Origin of the sequence: Lysobacter sp. GCM10012299, assembly GCF_042649405.1 — a bacterium.
Lineage (GTDB): Bacteria > Pseudomonadota > Gammaproteobacteria > Xanthomonadales > Xanthomonadaceae > Lysobacter_J.
Genome location: NZ_JBHRZC010000007.1, coordinates 64,448 through 84,021, shown reverse-complemented (window position 1 = coordinate 84,021; position 19,574 = coordinate 64,448). Strand labels below are relative to the sequence as shown.

Here is a 19,574-nt window from a genome sequence, read left to right as displayed (position 1 = left end):
GAAGGACTTGCGCCCTTCCCCATGCGTGTACTTCGTTGTGCCGCGGCAACACGATCCGCCGTGCGGACCGTGGCACCGGGCGAGCAACTTACGCCGCGAGCGCGCTCTTCGCCTTCTCTGCCAGCGCTGCAAAACCCTGTGCGTCGTGCACGGCGATGTCCGCCAGCACCTTACGGTCGAGGGTGATGCCAGCCTTCAGCAGGCCGTTGATGAAACGGCTGTAGCTCATGCCGTTGATGCGGGCAGCCGCATTGATGCGGGTGATCCACAGCGAACGGAAATGACGCTTCTTCTGCTTACGACCGATGTAGGCGTACTGCAGGGCCTTCGTCACCGCCTGCTTGGCGACGCGGAAGACCTTGCGACGGGCGTGATAGTAGCCCTTGGCCTGCTTCAGGATTTTCTTGTGACGGCGGCGCGCCGTAACACCACGCTTAACTCGTGCCATTGTTCAGTCCTCCTCAGAGATAAGGCAGCATGCGGTCCAGACGGCCCGCGTCCTCGGCACGAACATGGTTCGTCTGCCGCAGGTTGCGCTTCCGCTTGGTCGCCTTCTTGGTGAGGATGTGGCTCTTGTTGGCGTGGCCGCACTTGTACTTGCCGGAAGCAGTCTTCCGGAAGCGCTTGGCTGCCGCCCGATTGGTCTTGATCTTGGGCATTGCGATGTCCTTTCGGAGTTTGGTCACTGGCCTGGGCGGTGGCTTGCGCCACTCTTTCCGTCCTGCCCTTGCCGGCTTGTAAGTCGTTGATCTTGAAAGGATTCTACGACAGGTTCCTGGTACAGCACACAACAAACCCGGCGAACCGGGCCGCACATTATGCGGGCTGGCTGCCGGGCTTGCAAATGTTTTCTTTCAGAATCAGAGGTTTGAGGGGGTTTGGGCCCCCGAGTCCCTCTCCGCGGCCGGGAGAGGGGGTAACGCCTCAGATCTTCTTCTTCGGCGCGATCATCATGACCATCTGCCGGCCTTCAAGGCGCGGACGCGATTCGATCACGATGTCCTCGCCCAGGTCGGCCTCGATCCGCGCGGCCATCTCGCGGCCGAGCTCCTGGTGGCTCATTTCGCGGCCACGGAAGCGGATGTTGACCTTGACCTTGTCGCCCTCTTCCAGGAAGCGGCGCATGTTGCGCAGCTTGATCTGGTAGTCGCCCTCGTCGGTCACCGGACGGAACTTGAGTTCCTTGATCTCGACCTGCTTGGTCTTCTTCTTCGCCTCGTTGGCCTTCTTCTGCTGCTCGAAGCGGAACTTGCCGAAGTCCATGACCTTGCAGACCGGCGGATCAGCGTTGGGCTGGATTTCGACGAGGTCGAGGCCTTCGTCTTCTGCCATGCGCAGCGCTTCGTCGCGCGTAAGCACGCCGATCATCTCGCCATCACTGCCAATCACGCGCACGCGCGGGACGCGGATTTCCTGGTTCTTGCGATTCGGCTTTTCGGGGGTACTGATGTTGCAATCTCCGGTATGGATCGTGCCGGCCGCCGGGGGATGGCAGCCGGACCTGGGCAGCTTACGGGCTTATTGAACGCCCTCATTGCGCAAACGCGAGGCGAATTCGGAGACGGTCATCGTCCCGAGGTCCTCCCCTCCCCGCGTGCGCACAGAAATCTGGCCGTTTTCCTTCTCGCGGTCACCGACCACGAGCAGGTAGGGCACGCGCTGCAGGGTATGCTCGCGAATCTTATAGCCGATCTTTTCGTTGCGCAAATCGGCGTGGACCCGGAATCCTTGATTTGCAAGGGTTTTCCGGACTTCGTCCACGTAATCGCCCTGGGCGTCGGTGATGTTCATGACGACCGCCTGGATCGGGGCCAGCCAGGCCGGGAACTGGCCGGCATGGTGCTCGATCAGGATGCCGATGAAGCGCTCCATCGAGCCGACGATGGCCCGGTGCAGCATCACCGGGTGGCGGCGCTGGCTGCTTTCGTCGACATATTCGGCGCCCAGGCGGCCCGGCATCATGAAATCGACCTGCATGGTGCCCAGCTGCCAGGTGCGGCCGATGGCGTCCTTGAGGTGGTATTCGATCTTGGGGCCGTAGAAGGCGCCCTCGCCGGGCAGCTCCTCCCACTGCACGCCGGCCGCGCTCAGGGCCGAGCGCAGGGCGTTCTCGGCCTTGTCCCAGGTGGCGTCGTCGCCCAGGCGCTTGTCCGGGCGCAGGGCGATCTTGATCTGGATCTCACTGAAGCCGAAGACGTCGTAGACGGCCAGGGCCTGCTGGTGGAAGGCGCTGACCTCGGCCTCGATCTGGTCCTCGGTGCAGAAGATGTGGCCGTCGTCCTGGGTGAAGCCGCGCACGCGCAGGATGCCGTGCAGCGCGCCGGAGGGCTCGTTGCGGTGGCAGGCGCCGAACTCGCCGTAGCGGATCGGCAGGTCGCGGTAGCTGTGCAGGCCGTGGTTGAACACCTGCACGTGGCCCGGGCAGTTCATCGGCTTGAGCGCGTAGGTGCGCTTCTCCGACTCGGTGAAGAACATGTTTTCCTGGTAGTTGTCCCAGTGGCCGGACTTCTGCCACAGCGACACGTCGAGGATCTGCGGGCAGCGCACTTCCTGGTAGCCGCTGTCGCGGTAGACCTTGCGCATGTACTGCTCGACGACCTGCCAGATCGACCAGCCCTTGGGATGCCAGAAGATCAGGCCCGGGGCCTCTTCCTGCAGGTGGAACAGGTCCTGCTGCTTGGCGATCTTGCGGTGGTCGCGCTTCTCGGCTTCCTCCAGCTGGGTCAGGTAGGCCTTGAGGTCCTTGTCGTTGAGCCAGGCGGTGCCGTAGATGCGGCTGAGCATCTGGTTGTTGGAATCGCCGCGCCAGTAGGCGCCGGCGACCTTCATCAGCTTGAACGCGCGCAGCTTGTCGGTGGACGGCACGTGCGGGCCGCGGCACAGGTCGGTGAACTCGCCCTGGCTGTACAGCGACAGGTCTTCGCTGACCGGGATCGACTCGATGATCTCGGCCTTGTAGGCCTCGCCGATGCCGCGGAAGAAGGCCACGGCGTCGTCGCGCGACTTCACGCTGCGCGAGACCGGCTGGGCCTCCTTGACGATCTTCTGCATCTCCGCCTCGATCGCCGGCAGGTCTTCCGGCGTGAACGGGCGCTCGTAGGCGAAGTCGTAGTAGAAGCCGTTGTCGATGACCGGGCCGATGGTGACCTGCGCGCCCGGGTACAGGCGCTGCACGGCCTGCGCCAGCAGGTGCGCGGTGGAGTGGCGCAGCACTTCGAGCGCGTCGGGGTGCTTTTCGGTGACGATCTCGAGCGAGGCGTCGTGGTCGATGCGGTAGCTGGAGTCGACGAGCTTGCCGTCGACCTTGCCGGCCAGTGCGGCCTTGGCCAGGCCGGCGCCGATCGAGGCGGCGACCTCGCCAACGGACACGGGCTGTTCGAATTCGCGGCGGCTGCCGTCAGGGAGGGTGATTGCGATCATGAGAGGGCGTCTTGCTGGCGCGCGGGTGCGCGGCTTGGCGGTTGGGGATCGTCGGAAGCGGCAATCAAGCCCGCCGACAGGCGGTGCGGCATCCGGAAACGAAAAACGGCGCCGCGGCGCCGTCCTGCAGGGGCGTCGTCGGCGTTCAGCGATGGGAAGTGGTAGTGCTCATGTCGCACGCTCGGCCGGCGGTGTTGCCGCGGGCCACCTCTGGGTCCTGCCTCCGGCCGATGCCGGAGCCTGGTGAAATAGTTGGGTCTTCGCGCCGGCAAGTCAACGCCGAGCGCGTGCGGGCAGCGGAAATCCGGTCCCGGAAAGCAGAACGGCCGGGCAGAGCCCGGCCGTTCGCAACATATTGGTGGGCGGTACAGGGTTCGAACCTGTGACCCCTACCATGTCAAGGTAGTGCTCTACCGCTGAGCTAACCGCCCTTCGTTTCGCCACAAGTGGCTCACGAGGGCGCGCAGTTTAGCCCGTCGGCGCGATGGCGGCAACACCCCAATTCCGTCATTCCCGCGCAGGCGGGAATCCAAGGACGTTGCTTTGGGCCTCGATGGCACTGCGCACGTTCGACGTCCATGGATTCCCGCCTGCGCGGGAATGACAATCAGGCCGCGAAGCCGGCGTCCTTCAGTTGCCGCAACTGGTCGCGCACCGCCGCGGCTTCCTCGAACTCGAGGTCGCGCGCGTGCTGGTACATCTGCTGCTCCAGCGACTTGATCCGCGCGGCGAACTGGCTCGGGCTGAGGCGGGCGTATTCGGCCAGGTCCTCGGCGACCTTGCGCGCCTTGCCCCTGCCCTTCGCCGTCTCGCCGGGTTCGGCGCGGGCGCCTTCCATGACATCCACAATCGCCTTGGCGATCGACTTGGGCGTGATGCCGTGCTCAAGGTTGTACTCGACCTGCTTGGCACGACGGCGATCGGTTTCGTCGATCGCCTTCTGCATCGAGTTGGTGATGCGGTCGGCGTAGAGGATCGCCTTGCCGCGCAGGTTGCGCGCGGCGCGGCCGATGGTCTGGATCAGCGAGCCGGCTGAGCGCAGGAAGCCTTCCTTGTCGGCGTCCAGGATCGCCACCAGCGACACCTCGGGCATGTCCAGGCCCTCGCGCAGCAGGTTGATGCCGACCAGCACGTCGAACTTGCCCAGGCGCAGGTCGCGGATGATCTCCACGCGCTCGACCGTCTCGATGTCCGAGTGCAGGTAGCGCACGCGCACGCCGTGCTCGCCGAGGTACTCGGTGAGGTTCTCGGCCATGCGCTTGGTCAGCGTGGTGATCAGCACGCGGTCGCCCATTGCGACGCGCTCGCGGATCTCGCCGAGGACGTCGTCGACTTGCGTACCGACCGGACGGATCTCGACTTCCGGATCGATCAGGCCGGTCGGGCGCACCACCAGTTCGACGATCTGGTCTTCGGACTTGCGCAGCTCGTACGGGCCCGGCGTTGCGGAGACATAAACGGCGCGCGGCGAGCGGCCTTCCCATTCCTCGAAGCGCAGCGGCCGGTTGTCGAGCGCCGACGGCAGGCGGAAGCCGAACTGCACCAGGGTTTCCTTGCGCGAGCGGTCACCTTTGTACATCGCGCCGATCTGCGGGACGGTCACGTGCGATTCGTCGACCACCAGCAGCGCGTCCGGCGGCAGGTAGTCGAACAGGCACGGCGGCGGCTCGTCGGGCATGTGCCCGGTGAGGTGCCGCGAGTAGTTCTCGATGCCGTTGCAGTAGCCGACTTCGGCCAGCATCTCCAGGTCGAACTGGGTGCGCTGGGCCAGGCGCTGCGCCTCGACCAGCTTGTTCTCGGCGTACAGCTGCTCCAGGCGCATGCGCAGCTCGTCCTTGATCGTCTCGATCGCGTCGAGCACGGTGCGGCGCGTGGTGACGTAATGCGAACCCGGGTAGATGGTGTAGCGCGGCACGCGGCGCAGGGTCTCGCCGGTGAGCGGGTCGAACACGCTGAGCTGCTCGATCTCGCCGTCGAACAACTCGATCCGCAGGGCCTCGGAATCGCTTTCCGCCGGGTGCACATCGACCACTTCGCCGCGCACCCGATAGGTGGCGCGCCGCAGTTCGGTGTCGTTGCGGGTGTACTGCATCTCGGTCAGGCGGCGGATCAGCTCGCGCTGGTCGATGCGCTCGCCGCGGACCATGTGCAGGACCATGCGGAAGTATTCGTTCGGGTCGCCTAGGCCGTAGATCGCCGAGACCGTGCAGACGATGATCGTGTCGCGGCGCTCCAGCAGCGCCTTGGTCGCCGACAGTCGCATCTGCTCGATGTGCTCGTTCACCGAGCTGTCCTTCTCGATGAAGGTGTCGCTGGACGGGACGTAGGCTTCCGGCTGGTAGTAGTCGTAATAGCTGACGAAGTACTCGACCGCGTTGTGCGGGAAGTACGCCTTGAACTCGCCGTACAGCTGCGCGGCCAGGGTCTTGTTGGGCGCCATCACCAGGGTCGGTTTCTGCACCGTCTGGATGATGTTGGCGACGGTAAAGGTCTTGCCCGAACCGGTCACGCCGAGCATGGTCTGCGAGGCCAGTCCGCTCTCGAAGCCGTCCACCAGGCGCGCGATCGCCTGCGGCTGGTCACCCGCGGGCTCGTAGGGCGATACCAGCTGGAAGCCTGCGGGATGGAGGCTGTCGTTCATCAGGCGATGGCTCCGGGCTAAACCTTCAGTGTAGTCGGTGCTGGAGATGGGGGCAGCGGCGGGCGTTCCCTACCCCCGCGCACCAAGCCCCGCCGACGGGATTCAGCTGCCCCCGCGCCGATAGTCGTCTGCCGGGATCAGGATTGGACGCCATGGATCGGCACTCGCGCGGGCTGACGCTGCTGGAACTGATGGTGGCGGTTGCCGTACTGGGTGTGACCCTGGGCATGGGGGTTCCCGCGTTCAGGCAAGTCACGCTGGCCGTCCGCGCTCATGGCGCTTTCCACGAATTGACGACGTCGCTGGCGATGGCCAGAACGCTGTCACTGGTTCGCGGCGTGCCCGTTGTGGTGTGCCCGAGCCAGAATGGCCTCAGCTGCAGGCCCGACAGCGTCTGGGACCAGGGTTGGATCACGCTGACACCGCGGGACGGCAGGCTCGTGCGCGCTTCGTCCGGTGGACGCGGGCTGATGATCTGGAGCAATCGCCCACGCATGCGGTTCCAGCCGGACGGCTTCAGCGAGGGCAGCAATCTCACCTTGTATGTGCACGCCGACGGCGATGGGCCATTGATTGGTTGGATCAAGGTGAGCCAGACAGGCCGGATCCGATCGGAACGGATTCCAAAGACCGCGATCAGCAGTAATTCGCCCTGAACTACCGCCAGAACTATTGACCCTGCCGACGGAGGCTTTACAATGCCCGTCCCCGCCCGAATAGCTCAGCCGGTTAGAGCACTTGACTGTTAATCAGGGGGTCGTTGGTTCGAGTCCAACTTCGGGCGCCAGATATCAAAGACTTGCGATCTAGGTCGCAGGTCTTTTTTTTGCGCGCCACAACTGATTCGGCCAGCAGGCCGGCCACAAAAAAGGCTCGCATCTGCGAGCCTTTTTGCTACGGCCTGTCTTGTTACCAGCACTCGGCGGCGCTGGCTGCCGTGCCGCTCTCGGTCTTTACGCCCGCCTGCGTGATGCCGATGGTGGCGCACTTGGTGTCCCGCGCCGCTTGCTGGCTGCCTGCCACGGGAACCGCCTGGGCCGTATACGTCGTGTCGGTGGTTCCACCCGCCAAACCGATGGTGTAGTGCGCAGCCAGATCCGTCCGGCATTGCATGTTCGGAATCGCAGGCGCGTTACTCGACGCATCCCGGTACTTCAGGTTGGTCGAGTAATAGCGCTCCATGAACTGGGACACTTCGATCGTGCACGCAGCCGCCGCGGCGCGCCGCGACTTGACCACATGATTGTTGTAGCTGGGGTAGGCGATGGCCATCAGCACGGCCACCACCAGCACGGCGATCATCAACTCGATCAGCGTGAAGCCCGACACACGGTAACGATTGCTTGCAGTTTTCATCTATCAGTCCTTGAGGGCTTCGCGCCAGGAAACTCGGCCCCAACCGGGACCCCAGTCGAACCGCTTGCAGCCTGGCATGCCGACCGCACCGTTTACGCAGATGATCGGCGTGCTGATGCCACCGCCGGAACCGCCGAGCCCAGGCAGGCCGACCACGGCGTCACTGATCATGCCGATGTCCATGCCCGCCGAACCCGTCGGCGTCGTGCCATCGTTGGTGCCATCGCCGTCGGCGTCGCTCGGCAGTTCGTCCTCGGAATTGAACAGGCCGTCGCCATTCGCGTCGATGAACGGCTTGGATACCGCACCACCGGTGAATGCGTCGATGTAGTTCAGGTAACCCGTGCCGCCGACCGAGCAGCCCGAGCTGCCGGGGATCACGCTGGAGGCAATCAGCACGTTGCCGGCAATCACGAACTGGTCGCCGATCATGCGCTCACCCTCCGCGGTGCTGTTGGGCGGCATCAGCAGGTCCACCACCCAGCCGCGCTTGTTGGCCATGTCGCCGGCGACCGGCTCTTCGAAAGCGCGATACGTCTGGCTGTTGATGACGCCGGCCACCTTGATCTGGCGCTGCTTGAGCGAGGTGCGATCGGTGATCGCGGTGCCGTTGTCCTCCAGGCCATACCAGCTCTGGACCGAACGGTCTGCGGGATCGGTCTCGGTGATGTAGCGGCCGGTACCAAACAATACCCACGGCGCGTACGAGGTCGGGCTGTAGGCGATCGTGACGCCGCCGGTGATCGGCTGGCGCTTGGTGGTGGTGACGCCGGCGACCGTAGTGGAATGCGTCGCGGTGAACAGCTTGGTGGCGCTCCAGGTGGTGGCGTCGGAACTGGTCAGGTCGAACTTCCAGACATTGCCCTGAAGGTCACCGGCGTAGACGTAGTCGGCCGTGCCGTTGCCATCGACGTCCAGCGCGGTCGGCATGGACAGGCCGTTGGCGGTCTCGTTGTTGGTGGTGATCTTCTTCAGCAGCGCGCCGGTTCCGGCGTTGAGGATGAACAACGCAGCCTTGTCGTTGGTGCTGTTGATGCCGTTGGGCACCAGCACGCCAGTGGATCCGGCGGTGTCATTGAGCTTGACGATCAGCGGCCTGCCGAGCACCTGGCCCATATCCGCATCACCTGCGTATTCCCAGGCGCGGCCGGTGGTGTTGAACGTGCCCGGCGTCGTGACATCGAGGCCAAACACGCCCTTGCCGCCGCGGCCGAGCGTGCCGATCAATATGTTCTTGTTCGGCGTCTGGGTGCGGGTGGACACCACGATCGGACCGTCCACGAAGAACTGGTGGACGAAATCGATGTTGCGGCTGAGCTCCTTGAGCTGGGCCATGTCGATCAGGCCCGGCACATACGTCCACAGCTCCTGCCCGTTGGTGGCGTCGATGGCGTGCAGCATGCCGTCGTTGGCGCCGACATAGATGGTCTCGGTCGAGCCTTCCTTCACGTACACCGGCGAGGAATGGACGATGTCGCCGAAGATGCTGCTGCGCGTGCGATAGGTCGTGCCCTCGCCTGCGCGGTTGCCCTTGATGTAGTTGGCGATCGCCGTGGTCAGCACCGTCTCCTGCGCCGTGGTCGGGAAGGTGCTGGGCACCTGGCCGTTGGAACCGAACGTCAGGATGGTGCGGGTCGCCGGGATGCCCGCCGCTGCGTTCCACAGCGCGGTGGTGGACACGCCCGACTGGGTCACCGCGTACGACTTGACGTCACCCGTCCACTGTCCGGAAACGAAGCTCGCCACGTAGCTGCGCGAGTTCGTGTTCAAGGTGCTGCCGTTGAACGAAACGCTGGAGGCGGAACCCACCGCCTCGGCGATCGACGCCAGCGCCGAGCGCAGGCCGGTGGTGAAGGCATTCGGGTCCGTTGCAGCAACGAACTTGCCGCGGCTGTTCATCGACGCATGCAGCAGGTCGTCGATCTTCTCCGGCTTGTCGTTGGTACCGCTCGGATCGCCCCAGGAGAGGGTACCGGCGGTCAGCGCGGCGCGATCCGATTCCTGCAACAGTCCCTTCAGGCCGATGGAGATGCCGAAGGTGACCATGTGCTGCCAGAACGCCGGATTGGCGGTCGACGACGGCACGATGTTGTCCAGGTCGGTGCGCAGGTCGGTGTTCCAGTACTTCATCGCGATGTCGCCGAGCGTGTTGCTGTTGCTATCGGCGTAGGGCGCGACGTTGTTGTACGTGAAGGTGCGGCCATTGGGGCCGGTGATCGCGGCCTTGGCGGTGTTGTCGACGTTGCCGACGTTGTTGAAGTTGCTCTGGTCGTTCCAGTAGCCGTCGGTCGTCAGGATCGCGAAGTTCTGGCGGCAGGCCAGTTGCTCTTCGCCAGCCGTGCCGGAGCTCCACGGGCCGGTGTCGCCGGTCTGCTTGAAGTACTCGCCGGCATTCTGCAGAGCACCCTGCAGCGGTGTGCCGTTGTTGCCCTGCGCCGAGAACAGGCGATCGAACCAGGTCGTGCGGTTCTCCGACGTGGTGCCGGTGGTCACGTCCTTGAACAGGCCGCCCGCGGTCCCGACCGGAATATCGAATCCACGACGCTGCCAGATCGAGCGGTAGCCGACGCGGTAGTTCTCGCCGAGGTCGCTGAAGGCATAGCTCGCGCCGGCCTTGGCGACCTTCATGCGGGTGCGGTGGTAGCCGTACCACGTCGCGTAGTTCTGCCATTCATCTGCGATGGTGCGGGTGACCGAACCGTCCGTGGTCGTCCAGGTGAACGAGGTCACGGCCGAACAGGTCCAGCGCCAGTTGTTGCTGCCGTCCTTGCCCGGCACGCACTTCCTGGCGTTGCTGGCGTCGGTCAGCTCGTAATAGGTGTACTGGTTGAGGTCGCCCAGATCGGTGATGCCGTCGTTGGGGACGTAGAACTTCCTACGCGAGCCCTGGATGCTGGACTTGGCACTCTCGGCCGTGGCGCCGGCGCCGGTACGACCCGGAACGGAGACCGCCAGGTTGTCGTCGGTGTAGGTGCTGGTCGGGCTTACGGCGGCGGTGTAGGACTTGTCCGCGCGCTTCCACGGGTAATACGTGGTTCGCGGGTTGTAGTAGAGCGTGTTGTAAGTGGACGCGTAGTGGCGATCGTCGGAGTCGCTGCCATTGACCGGCGATCCCACGCTCGACAGGTCCAGGCGCGCGCCGTTCGAGGACGACGTGCGGATGCGCGTGACGTCCTGGTTGAGCATCTCGTCTTCCGCCATCGAGCCGGAATCGTCGAGGATGAAGAGGATGTTCGGTGCAACCGGCGTACCCGATTGCAGCGGATTGGGGGGGATCACCAGCGCAGCATGGCTCTGTGCGCCCAGCAGTGTCGCCAGGAAGGTGATGGTCGCCGCCGACAGCAGGTGCTTGCCGGCGCCGTTCGATCGCTTGCGTGCAGGAGTGGTCATGTCAGGGTCCGACTCAAGGCGAGGGAATGCGGAGGGCGGACTGGAGAAGCACGCTGGCGCGTCCGGCGGACTGGTACTTGGCACTGACGCGGAACAGCTTGGCCTTGCACAGCGGGTCCTTTGGCTTTCCGTTCGGACCCAGGATCTGGTCGCACTTGGCGGTGGTGTTGTATTCGCCCAGGTACTCGACCAGGTACTGCAGGTCGGATGCATTGGGCACCGCAAGCGTGTTGCCGGTCAGGGCGGCTGCATCGACCCAGCCGGTGGTGCCCAGCGAGCGGTCCAGGCCTGCCGTCGGCGGACCGCACACGCCGCTGGCGCAGGTGGAACCACTCGGGATCACCGTTGCCGGGTTGGCGGCGATGGCCTCGCCCTGGCGCAATGCCGTTTCCGCTGCCTGGAATGCCAGGCTGCGATCGAACAGGTTGCCGCTCATGCGCTCTTCGAGCAGTGTTCCGCGTAGGCTGGCGAGCCCGAGCAGCGTCATGATCAGCAGCAGGACCAGGACCACCAGCAAGGCGATGCCATGCTGCTGGCCGCGGCCGGCCATGGAAGGGTTGGATCGGCGGGAAGTCGGGATGCGGTTCATGCGTTGCGATTCCGCAGGGTTACAACGTGGGTGATCCGGCGGCGCAGGCCGTTGCCGTCGGTGCCGGCCTTGATGCGGTCGTCGCTGTTGCTCTGCTGGCCTTCGAGGTCGAGCACGATGCGCACGGCGCTGACATCCTTCCAGCGGTTCTGCGTGGTCACGGAAGCGGCGGTCGCATAGGTGTTCGCGCCCGGTAGCAGGTAGGTCAACTGCAGGTCGCGGACGCCGTCGATGATCTCGATTTCGGCATCGCCCATGTTCTGCTGGTAGAGCGAATTGCCGCCATGGCCGTTGGCCTTGACGTACCAGCGCACGCCGCGGACTTTCGCAAGCATGGCCTGGCCATTGGCGGCCGCGCCGTAGGTGTAGGCCGTGCCGCCGCAGGTCGCGCCCAGTCCCAGCCCCGTGCCGCAATTGCCCGAAGTGGCCACCGGGATGCTGGCTGCGCTGGTCGTGCCGGCGACGAAGATCGTGCCCTGGTTGCCGTCGCAGGCGAGGACGACGTCGTTGGCCGCGATGCCATGCGTAGTCGTGCTCGCGGTGAATGTGGCTGACGCGAAGCTGGTTACGGTGACCGCGTTGACGTTGGCCGAGTGCAGCTCGATCGCATCGGTGCCCGCCACGCTGCCGGTGAAGCCGCCGTTGTCATAGCCGAGCAGGCCGTTGCCCCAGTTCGCCCACCATGCCGTGGAAGTCAGCAGGTTGGCGATCGGCAGCATGATCACCGAAGCGGACGTGGGTGGCGACGGCTGCGGCTGCCGGCACGGGGTGCCGTCGGCCTCGCGGATGTCGCGGGCGAACAGCTCAAAGCCGATGCGTCCGCCTTCCTGGATGCGGCCGAGACTTTCGGTCGCCATATAGGTCTTGCGGTTGCTCATGAACATGGCGATGGCACCGCCGACCACGAGCAGGCCGAGCAGCAGCGCCACCATCAGTTCGATCAGGGTTACGCCGCGAATCTTGCGCGCGCCGGATCCCGGCTGTTTACGGGTAGCGGCGCTCACATCTGGCTCCTGGTGGTGATCGAGTAGGTCTGGCTACCGCCGGCGGAACGGCTTTCGTCCCATTCCACGGTGACCGTGCAGACGCTGGTCTCGCAAACGATCGTGCCGCAGGCACTGCTGCCGAGGCTGGCCTGCATGGTGGTCATCCACAGCCGGACATCGTTTTGCGCCAGCGTCGTGGTTGCGGTCGGCACGGTGCACTGGCGCGCCAGGTCGTACGCATCGAGCGCGGCAGTCTTGGCCGTCGGATTGCTGATGCCGCTGCCCGGCACGGCGGCGCGGATCGCGTCCAGGATCGCGTAACTCTCGATCACGGCCTGGCTGCGGCCGAGCGAGTTCTGGCTGTTCTTGAGTGCCGCGGCCTGCAGCGCGGCCACGCCGAGCAGGCCGATGGCCAGCACCAGCACCGCGATCAGCACTTCGAGCAGGCTCATGCCGGCGCTGGACTGCGGATGCGAGATCGACCGCCTTGTGTTTCGTGAAGTCATGGCATCGCTCCCGCTATCAGGTGTTGGAAGGCGCGGCGCAGGCGCCACCGCCATTGCGGCGAACAACGAAGATCTGGCTGCCACCCTGGCCGATCGTGACGTCGCGCGCGTTCTCGGCCGGCATCGTCACCGCCGCGCACACGCCGATCTTGGCCTGCAGCAGGGTCCCGCCGGTGTTGCGCGGGAATCCGTCGGAGCGGAACACGAGCTTGCCCTGGGTGACATTGCTGCTCGACGTGACGGTGGCCGGCGCGGCCACCGTGAACGCCTTGATGATCGTTTCGCCGGCATCGACCGTGCCATCGCGGTCGGTATCGGCAAAGACGATCCAGCCCGCCCAGCTACTGCTGTTGGAGCAGCTCGTGTTGTTGGCAGAACTGCACATGACGACGCGCGCGTTGCGTCGCATCGCCTCGGCGCGCGCCAGCTGGATGCTCGCCACCAGCTCGTTCGACGGCGCGGTGATCCGCCCGGAGTTGTGGACGTAGCGGAAGCTCGGGATGGCGATGCCCATCACGACTCCGAGGACCACGACCGTGATCATCAGCTCGATCAGACTGAATCCCGCTATTCGCCGTTGCCGCTCCGGATTCGACCGGAACAGGCCATCAATATGATGCAAGGCGGTGCACTCCCCAATTGCCCGGAGTCAAAGCTATTGCACCCCGGGGCCGCTTGCCAGCGGGATCGGGATGAGCGGGGCGTTTTGTCCGGCCAGCGGTCGGGTCGGTGAATTTGCCTTGGCGGACGTGCATCATGCGCGCATGCCACCCATTGCTCCGACACGGCCACTCGACACCCTATGGCAGGCCCCGGCCTTGATCTGGGTGGTCCTGGCGGGCGAAGGCCTGGCCGTCGTGCTGGCGCTGGCACCTGGCATCGGGCTCGACCGCTGGGTTTATTTCGGCCTGACTTCGATGGTGATCCAGTGGGTCGCCCTGCTGACCCTGGGTGGGCTGTACCTCCTGCGCCACCAGCTGAGCGATTACAGACCGCAGCGGCTCACGTACGTTGCCCTGGGCCTGCTGCTGCTGAGCACCTGGCTGGTGGCCGGTCTGTCGTGGCTGACCGTGCGCGAGCTCTGGCCGCTGACCCAGGGCGGCTGGACGTCACTGTTCCTGCGCCTGACCGGCATCTGCCTGACCGTGGGTTTCCTCGGCGTGGCCGCCTTCCAGAACCACTGGCGCGGCAAACTGCACGCGGTCCGCGCCAAGCAGTCCGAACTGCTGGCCCTGCAGGCCCGCATCCGCCCCCACTTCCTCTTCAACACGCTCAACACCGGCGCGGCCCTGGTCCATCGGCAGCCGGAAGAAGTCGAACGCCTGCTGCTCGACCTGGCCGACCTGTTCCGGGCGGCGCTGGCGGGACCGCACGACATCTCGCTCGAGGACGAACTGGCGCTAGCTCGTCGCTACCTCGAAATCGAGCAGCTGCGCTTCGGCGATCGCCTGCAGGTCGACTGGCAGCTGCCACGGGAGATACCCGCGGTGACGGTGCCGGCGCTGTCGATCCAGCCGCTCGTGGAGAACGCGATCCGCCATGGCATCGAGCGCCGCGCCGAGGGCGGCCAGATCGAGATCGCGGTCACGACCACGCCGGAAACGACCATCGTGCGCATCATCAATCCGCTGGCGTCGGGAGGCGGGCAGAACCCCGGCCACCATGTCGGCCTCAATGCCTCGCAGGTGCGGATCGAGGCGCTGACTGGCGGCCGCGGCAGCGTGATCACGCAGCAGGAAGGCAAGCGCTTCATCGCGACCGTGCGCTTGCCGGTGTCGCCGGGCTAACCCCTGCCCGCTTCGCTCGCCCCCCTCCCGAGAACGGGAGAAGGGCGCGGTGCGATCACGCAACCACGCGATAGCAGGGCTTGTACTCGCCGGCGATCTTCATGCGGCGCTGCTCGACGAACGCACGCAGCAGCGCATCGAGCGACTGCATCATGTCGGCGTCACCGTGGATCTCGAACGGACCGTGCGCCTCGATCCGGCGCATGCCGTCTTCCTTGACGTTGCCGGCGACGATGCCCGAGAACGCGCGGCGCAGGTCGGCGGCCAGTTCGTGCGGCTTGCGGCCGTGGTGCAGGTCGAGCGCGGCCATCGCCTCGTGCGTGGGCACGAACGGACGCTGGAACGCCAGCGGGATGTCGACCGACCAGTTGAAGAAGAACGAGTCCTTCTGCGCGATGCGGTGCTCGCGGACCTTGCGGATGCCGGTCGACATGCGCTTGGCGACCTTGTCCGGGTCGCCGACGATGATCTCGTAGCGCTTGGTGGCTTCCTCGCCCAGCGTCAGGCGGATGAACTTGTCGATCTGCTCGAAGTACGGCGCCGAGGCGGTCGGGCCGGTGAAGATCAGCGGGAACGGCAGGTGCGCATTCTCTTCGCGCAGCAGGATGCCGAGCAGGTAGAGGATTTCCTCCGCCGTGCCGACGCCACCCGGGAACACGATGATGCCGTGTCCCAGCCGGACGAACGCCTCGAGGCGCTTCTCGATGTCCGGCATGATCACCAGGTGATTGACGATCGGGTTCGGCGATTCGGCCGCGATGATGCCCGGCTCGGTGATGCCGATGTAGCGCGTGCGTGAGCGACGCTGCTTGGCATGGGCGATGGTGGCGCCCTTCATCGGGCCCTTCATCGCACCCGGGCCGCAGCCGGTGCAGATGTCGAGGCCGCGCAGGCCGAGCTCGTAGCCGACCTGCTTGGTGTAGACGTACTCGTCGCGCGAGATCGAGTGGCCGCCCCAGCACACCACCAGGTTGGGTTCGGTCGGATGCAGGATGCGCGCGTTGCGCAGCAGGCCGAACACCGAGTCGGTGATGCCCGAGGAGGACTCCAGGTCCTGGTTCGAATCCGGACCGAGTTCCATCGCCGTGTAGGCCAGGTCGCGCACGACCGCGAACAGCAGTTCGGCGACGCCGCGGATGATCTCGCCGTCGACGAAGGCCATCGCCGGCGCATGGGTCAGGTCGATGCGGACGCCGCGATCCTGCTGGTGCACCTGGATGTCGAATTCGGGGTACAGCTCGCGCGCGGCGCGCGGGTCGTCGGAGGCGCTGCCGCTGGTCAGCACCGCCAGCGCGCAGCGGCGCAGCAGGTCGTGCATGCCGGTGGACACGTCGCGCAGGCGCGCGACCTCGTCGCGTGAAAGGACGTCGAGCCCGCCCTTCGGGTAGATCCGGGCGTTGACGGTCGGAAGGGTGGTTTCAATGGTGGCGCTCATCTTTCTCTTCTTTTCTTCTGTTTACCGGTGTGACTCTAGCCTGCCTCCCCCACAAAAGAAAACGGCCGGGAAACCCGGCCGTTTTCAGGTGCTTCAGACAATCCGCGTGGGATCAGAACTTGTAACGCAGGCTGATCTGGCCGGCCCAGCGCGAGATGCCCTTGTCGTCGTAGACGGTCAGCGCATCCGGGGTGTTGACGCGGTAGATGTACTTGCCGGTCGCGGTGTCGACGCCGCCGTACTCGACCATGCCGCGCATCGCCGGGAAGGCCACTTCCTCGACGCGACCCCAGTCCTTGTTGAGCAGGTTGCCGACGTTGAGGATGTCGATCGAGATCTCGGCCTTGTGACCATCCATGAAGCCCGGGAATTCCTGGGCGATGTGCAGGTCGAACTGGTTGACCCAGTCGCTGGTCACGGCGTTGCGCTCGGCCACCTGGCCGCGGTGCGAGTTGAGGTACTCGTCGCTGTTGATGATCGTCCAGAACGCGGCTTCTTCCGAAGCCTTCGTCGCGCCCTGGCCGACGATCACGTCGCCCGGACCGGTCGGGATGTACAGCAGGTCGTTGACGCGACCGTCGCCGTTGGCGTCGTTGTCGAAGGTGTAGCTGTACGGACGACCCGAACGGCCTTCGTAAACGAGCGAGACGATGGTGTTGCTGTTGCCGAAGAACGCGTGCTTCCACTGGGCCGTGGCCAGAAAGCGGTTCTTGATCTCGTAGCTCGAGGTCGCGCTGACTTCTTCGTTGGACTGGAACACCGACACGTTGCCCAGGTTCGAGCTCGAGGTCGAGCTGGTCAGCGGGCTGACTTCGTTGGCGTTGGTGTAGGTGTACGACGCCGCCCATGCCCAGTCGCCGTCGTTGAACGGCTTGTTCAGGCCGATGGTGAGCTGCTGGCTTTCGCCCTTGCCGGTGTTCTTGGCAATGATGGCGTCGTTGAACGCCTGGGAGCGGTTGGCACGTGCGAGGGCGCCGCCGCTGGAGACGCCGTCGCGGTTCCAGTTGGCACCGTTGTAGCCAGCTGCGTTCCAGAACAGCGCGCGGCCGTCCTGGCCAAGGCGGGTGTTGTTACCCAGGTTGAGCTGCTGGTAGTAGATGCCGTCCTTGACCGAAGTCAGCACCAGCTCGGCCGATGCGACCACGCCCCACCACGGCAGCTCGGTATCGAATGCCAGGTTGGACTTCCACACCGACGGCTGGACGACATCGGAATCGATGAAGTCGACCGACTGCTGGCCCGGCGTGCCGCCGCTCTGGGCAACGGCCAGCTGGCCGCGCGGATCAGGCGAGAACAGCGTGGTGCCGTTGGAGTCGAAGTAGTCGGTGTAAGTCACGCCGTTGTTGGCGAACGGGTTGGCAAGCCAAACGGTTGCCGCTGCACCCTTGAACAGGCCGACGCCGCCGCGGACCTGGGTCGGACGCTCGGTGTCCATGGTGTAGTTGAAGCCGAAGCGCGGCGACCACAGGTCGGCGCCGTCGATGGTGTTGTCGTTACGCACGCCGAACAGCGACGAGGCAGCGGCGTTGAACACCGGCTTGTCGTCGACGATCGAATGGTCGTAGCGCAGGCCGTAGGTCAGCGTCAGGTTGCTGTTGACGGCCCAGCTGTCCTGCACGAACAGGCCCAGGTTTTCTTGGGTGAACACGGCGGCCATGTTGTCCAGGTCGCCGCCCTGCGGGTAGAACAGCTGGTAACGGCTGGACTGGTTGGCTGCGTAGGCGGCGATGCTGTTGAAGGTGTAGACACCGTTCACGCGACGGCCGAACAGGTTGTAGACCTCGTTCGACTCGTAGTCCGCACCGAACTTGACGGTGTGGTCGCCGAGGAACAGGTTGCCGGCGAAGAAGCCGTTCCAGGTCTTCGTGCCGAGGACGTTGGCGTGGGTGTTCTCTTCGGTGCCGAAGTTCAGCGTGTTGCTGCCGATGCGCACGGCAATCGCCGGCAGGTCGGCCAGCGGGTTGCGCACGGCCGAGTAGTCACGGTACGAAACCTTGGCTTCGGTCGAGAACGTGTCGGTCCAGTCGCTGAACAGCTGCGCGCTGTAGGTCTCCAGTTCGAAGTCCTGCACGTAGTGGTACGTGTTCAGGGCCAGCGACGTGTTGTTGAAGCCCTGCAGGAACGGCGTGCTCTGCTCGGTCTTGCCGTAGCGGAAGCTGGCGCGCTGGGCGTCGGTGATGTTCCAATCGATCTTCAGGCCGTACTCTTCGCTCTCGGTGTCGAGCGAGGGCTTGGCCAGCGTGCCCGGATCGAAGCCCTTGGCCTTCGACAGCGCGATGACCTGGTCAATCTGGTCCTGGGTGATGGTGACGATGTTGCTCTCGCCCGAGCCGCTCGGACCAAAACCGGAGTTGCCCGTGAACAGGTCCTTGCCGGTGTAGTTCTCATAGTTGGCGAAGAAGAACAGCTTGTCCTTGATGATCGGACCACCGAACGTCATGCCGTAGGTCTGCTCGTTGTCGAACAGCTTCGGACGGATGTCGTTCTGGTTCTTGCCGGACCAGTCGTTGTCGCGGTAGATGCCGTAGACCGAGCCGTGGAACTCGTTGGTGCCCGACTTGGTGACCGCGTTGATCACGCCGCCGGTGCCGCCGGAGATGGTGACGTCGTAGTTGGCGACGTCGACTGCGATTTCATCGATGGTGTCCATCGAGAACGGCTGGCGCGGGGTCGGCAGGCCGTTGCCCTGCAGGCCGAAGGAGTCGGCGCTGCTGATGCCGTCGACGCGGATCACGTTGTAGCGCGGGTTCTGGCCGCCAACGGTGATTTCGTTGCGGGCCTTGTCGCTCTGCACGATGCGCGGGTCGAGGCGCGCGAAGTCCTGCAGGTTGCGGTTGATGCTCGGCATCGTCTCGATCTGCTCGCGGGTGACCTGCGAGCCGGCGCCCATCTTGTTGGCGCTGAACACTTCCGAGCCGCCGTACGAGATCGCCTGGACCGATTCCAGCGTGGTGACCTCGGGGTTCAACGACAGGTCGACCTGGTTGACCTTGTCGAGGTTGAGGTAGACGCCGTCCTGGCTGTTGGAGCCAGCACCGGCCTTGTTGATGGTGACCGTGTACGGACCACCGACGCGCAGGCCGCGGGCGTTGTAGCGACCGTCGGCACCGGTGACGGCGCGGCTGACCGTGCCCGACTCGGTGTGGGTGATGACGACTTCGGCGCCGGCGACCGGCTGGCCGTCTGCGGCAACAACGCGGCCACCGATACCGGCCGAAGTGGCCTGGGCGAACACGGAAGAAGTGGCGAGGGCGGCGAACAGGCCAAGCGCTAGCTTGGACATGCGTACGCGGTTCGGATGGGTCATTGCAGATGGCCTCATGCAGATCAAAGGAAGGAAAGCGTTGCCTGCGCGGGGCGACTTCCGCGCGTTGGATACTTCGAGATTGCGTTGCCCCAACACCCGGTGGGTGGGGGCCCCCTACCCGTTTGTTAACAGTAGTTTAACAGGCTAGGTGGGGCTT

15 protein-coding genes and 2 tRNA genes are annotated in these 19,574 nt (G+C 65.0%); 3 read left to right on the top strand and 14 right to left on the bottom strand.

What is annotated here, in order from left to right:
• Positions 1–88: 88 nt before the first annotated feature.
• From rplT to uvrB, 6 genes are all read right to left on the bottom strand, one after another.
• Positions 89–448, bottom strand: a complete 360-nt coding sequence (rplT, locus tag ACFOPO_RS16270) for a 50S ribosomal protein L20 (RefSeq protein WP_158733136.1) — start codon at positions 446–448, stop codon at positions 89–91.
• 13 nt (positions 449–461) lie between these two features.
• The gene (gene rpmI / locus ACFOPO_RS16265; protein WP_027083463.1) at positions 462–659 is read right to left on the bottom strand and encodes a 50S ribosomal protein L35; all 198 of its coding nucleotides are present in this window, start codon (positions 657–659) and stop codon (positions 462–464) included.
• Between the two features lie 265 nt (positions 660–924).
• Positions 925–1,449, bottom strand: coding sequence for a translation initiation factor IF-3 (gene infC / locus ACFOPO_RS16260; protein ID WP_233264853.1), 525 nt, complete (start codon positions 1,447–1,449; stop codon positions 925–927).
• Between the two features lie 69 nt (positions 1,450–1,518).
• Positions 1,519–3,420: a threonine--tRNA ligase gene (gene thrS, locus ACFOPO_RS16255; RefSeq protein ID WP_386704563.1), complete on the bottom strand. Its 1,902-nt coding sequence runs from the start codon at positions 3,418–3,420 to the stop codon at positions 1,519–1,521.
• A gap of 356 nt (positions 3,421–3,776) precedes the next feature.
• A tRNA-Val gene (locus tag ACFOPO_RS16250) sits at positions 3,777–3,851 on the bottom strand.
• A 176-nt stretch (positions 3,852–4,027) separates the two neighbouring features.
• Positions 4,028–6,061: an excinuclease ABC subunit UvrB gene (uvrB, locus tag ACFOPO_RS16245; RefSeq protein WP_386704561.1), complete on the bottom strand. Its 2,034-nt coding sequence runs from the start codon at positions 6,059–6,061 to the stop codon at positions 4,028–4,030.
• A gap of 152 nt (positions 6,062–6,213) precedes the next feature.
• Here uvrB and ACFOPO_RS16240 point away from each other — a divergent pair, with 152 nt between their 5' ends.
• A complete protein-coding gene (locus tag ACFOPO_RS16240; protein WP_386704559.1) occupies positions 6,214–6,717 on the top strand; it encodes a GspH/FimT family pseudopilin in 504 nt (167 codons plus the stop codon).
• Positions 6,718–6,771: 54 nt separating this feature from the next.
• A tRNA-Asn gene (locus tag ACFOPO_RS16235) sits at positions 6,772–6,848 on the top strand.
• Positions 6,849–6,970: 122 nt separating this feature from the next.
• Here the strand turns inward: ACFOPO_RS16235 and ACFOPO_RS16230 are convergent.
• Genes ACFOPO_RS16230 through ACFOPO_RS16205 form a run of 6 tightly spaced genes read right to left on the bottom strand, consistent with a single transcriptional unit; the run spans position 6,971 to position 13,510 of the window.
• Positions 6,971–7,417 carry a type IV pilin protein gene (locus ACFOPO_RS16230; RefSeq protein WP_386704558.1) on the bottom strand — a complete coding sequence of 149 codons (447 nt, stop codon included), beginning with the start codon at positions 7,415–7,417 and terminating at the stop codon, positions 6,971–6,973.
• Positions 7,418–7,420: 3 nt separating this feature from the next.
• Positions 7,421–10,807, bottom strand: coding sequence for a pilus assembly protein (locus ACFOPO_RS16225; protein WP_386704557.1), 3,387 nt, complete (start codon positions 10,805–10,807; stop codon positions 7,421–7,423).
• 13 nt (positions 10,808–10,820) lie between these two features.
• Complete coding sequence (locus ACFOPO_RS16220) at positions 10,821–11,396, bottom strand: PilX N-terminal domain-containing pilus assembly protein (protein ID WP_386704555.1); 576 nt, start codon at positions 11,394–11,396, stop codon at positions 10,821–10,823.
• Positions 11,393–12,400 carry a PilW family protein gene (locus ACFOPO_RS16215; protein ID WP_386704554.1) on the bottom strand — a complete coding sequence of 336 codons (1,008 nt, stop codon included), beginning with the start codon at positions 12,398–12,400 and terminating at the stop codon, positions 11,393–11,395. The genes ACFOPO_RS16220 and ACFOPO_RS16215 overlap by 4 nt, the downstream gene beginning before the upstream one ends.
• Entirely contained in the window at positions 12,397–12,888 is a 492-nt protein-coding gene (gene pilV / locus ACFOPO_RS16210) for a type IV pilus modification protein PilV (protein WP_386704552.1), read from the bottom strand. Before pilV ends, ACFOPO_RS16215 begins: the two co-directional genes overlap by 4 nt.
• Positions 12,889–12,904: 16 nt before the next feature.
• The gene (locus ACFOPO_RS16205; protein WP_386704551.1) at positions 12,905–13,510 is read right to left on the bottom strand and encodes a GspH/FimT family pseudopilin; all 606 of its coding nucleotides are present in this window, start codon (positions 13,508–13,510) and stop codon (positions 12,905–12,907) included.
• A gap of 142 nt (positions 13,511–13,652) precedes the next feature.
• Between ACFOPO_RS16205 and ACFOPO_RS16200 the strand changes: the two genes are divergently transcribed.
• On the top strand, positions 13,653–14,675 hold the full coding sequence (locus ACFOPO_RS16200) for a sensor histidine kinase (RefSeq protein WP_386704549.1): 1,023 nt from the start codon (positions 13,653–13,655) through the stop codon (positions 14,673–14,675).
• Positions 14,676–14,730: 55 nt separating this feature from the next.
• On the opposite strand, the gene ppnN is transcribed toward ACFOPO_RS16200, so the two are convergent.
• On the bottom strand, positions 14,731–16,110 hold the full coding sequence (gene ppnN / locus ACFOPO_RS16195; RefSeq protein WP_386704547.1) for a nucleotide 5'-monophosphate nucleosidase PpnN: 1,380 nt from the start codon (positions 16,108–16,110) through the stop codon (positions 14,731–14,733).
• Positions 16,111–16,222: 112 nt separating this feature from the next.
• Positions 16,223–19,417, bottom strand: a complete 3,195-nt coding sequence (locus tag ACFOPO_RS16190) for a TonB-dependent receptor domain-containing protein (RefSeq protein WP_386704545.1) — start codon at positions 19,415–19,417, stop codon at positions 16,223–16,225.
• Between the last annotated feature and the right edge of the window lie 157 nt (positions 19,418–19,574).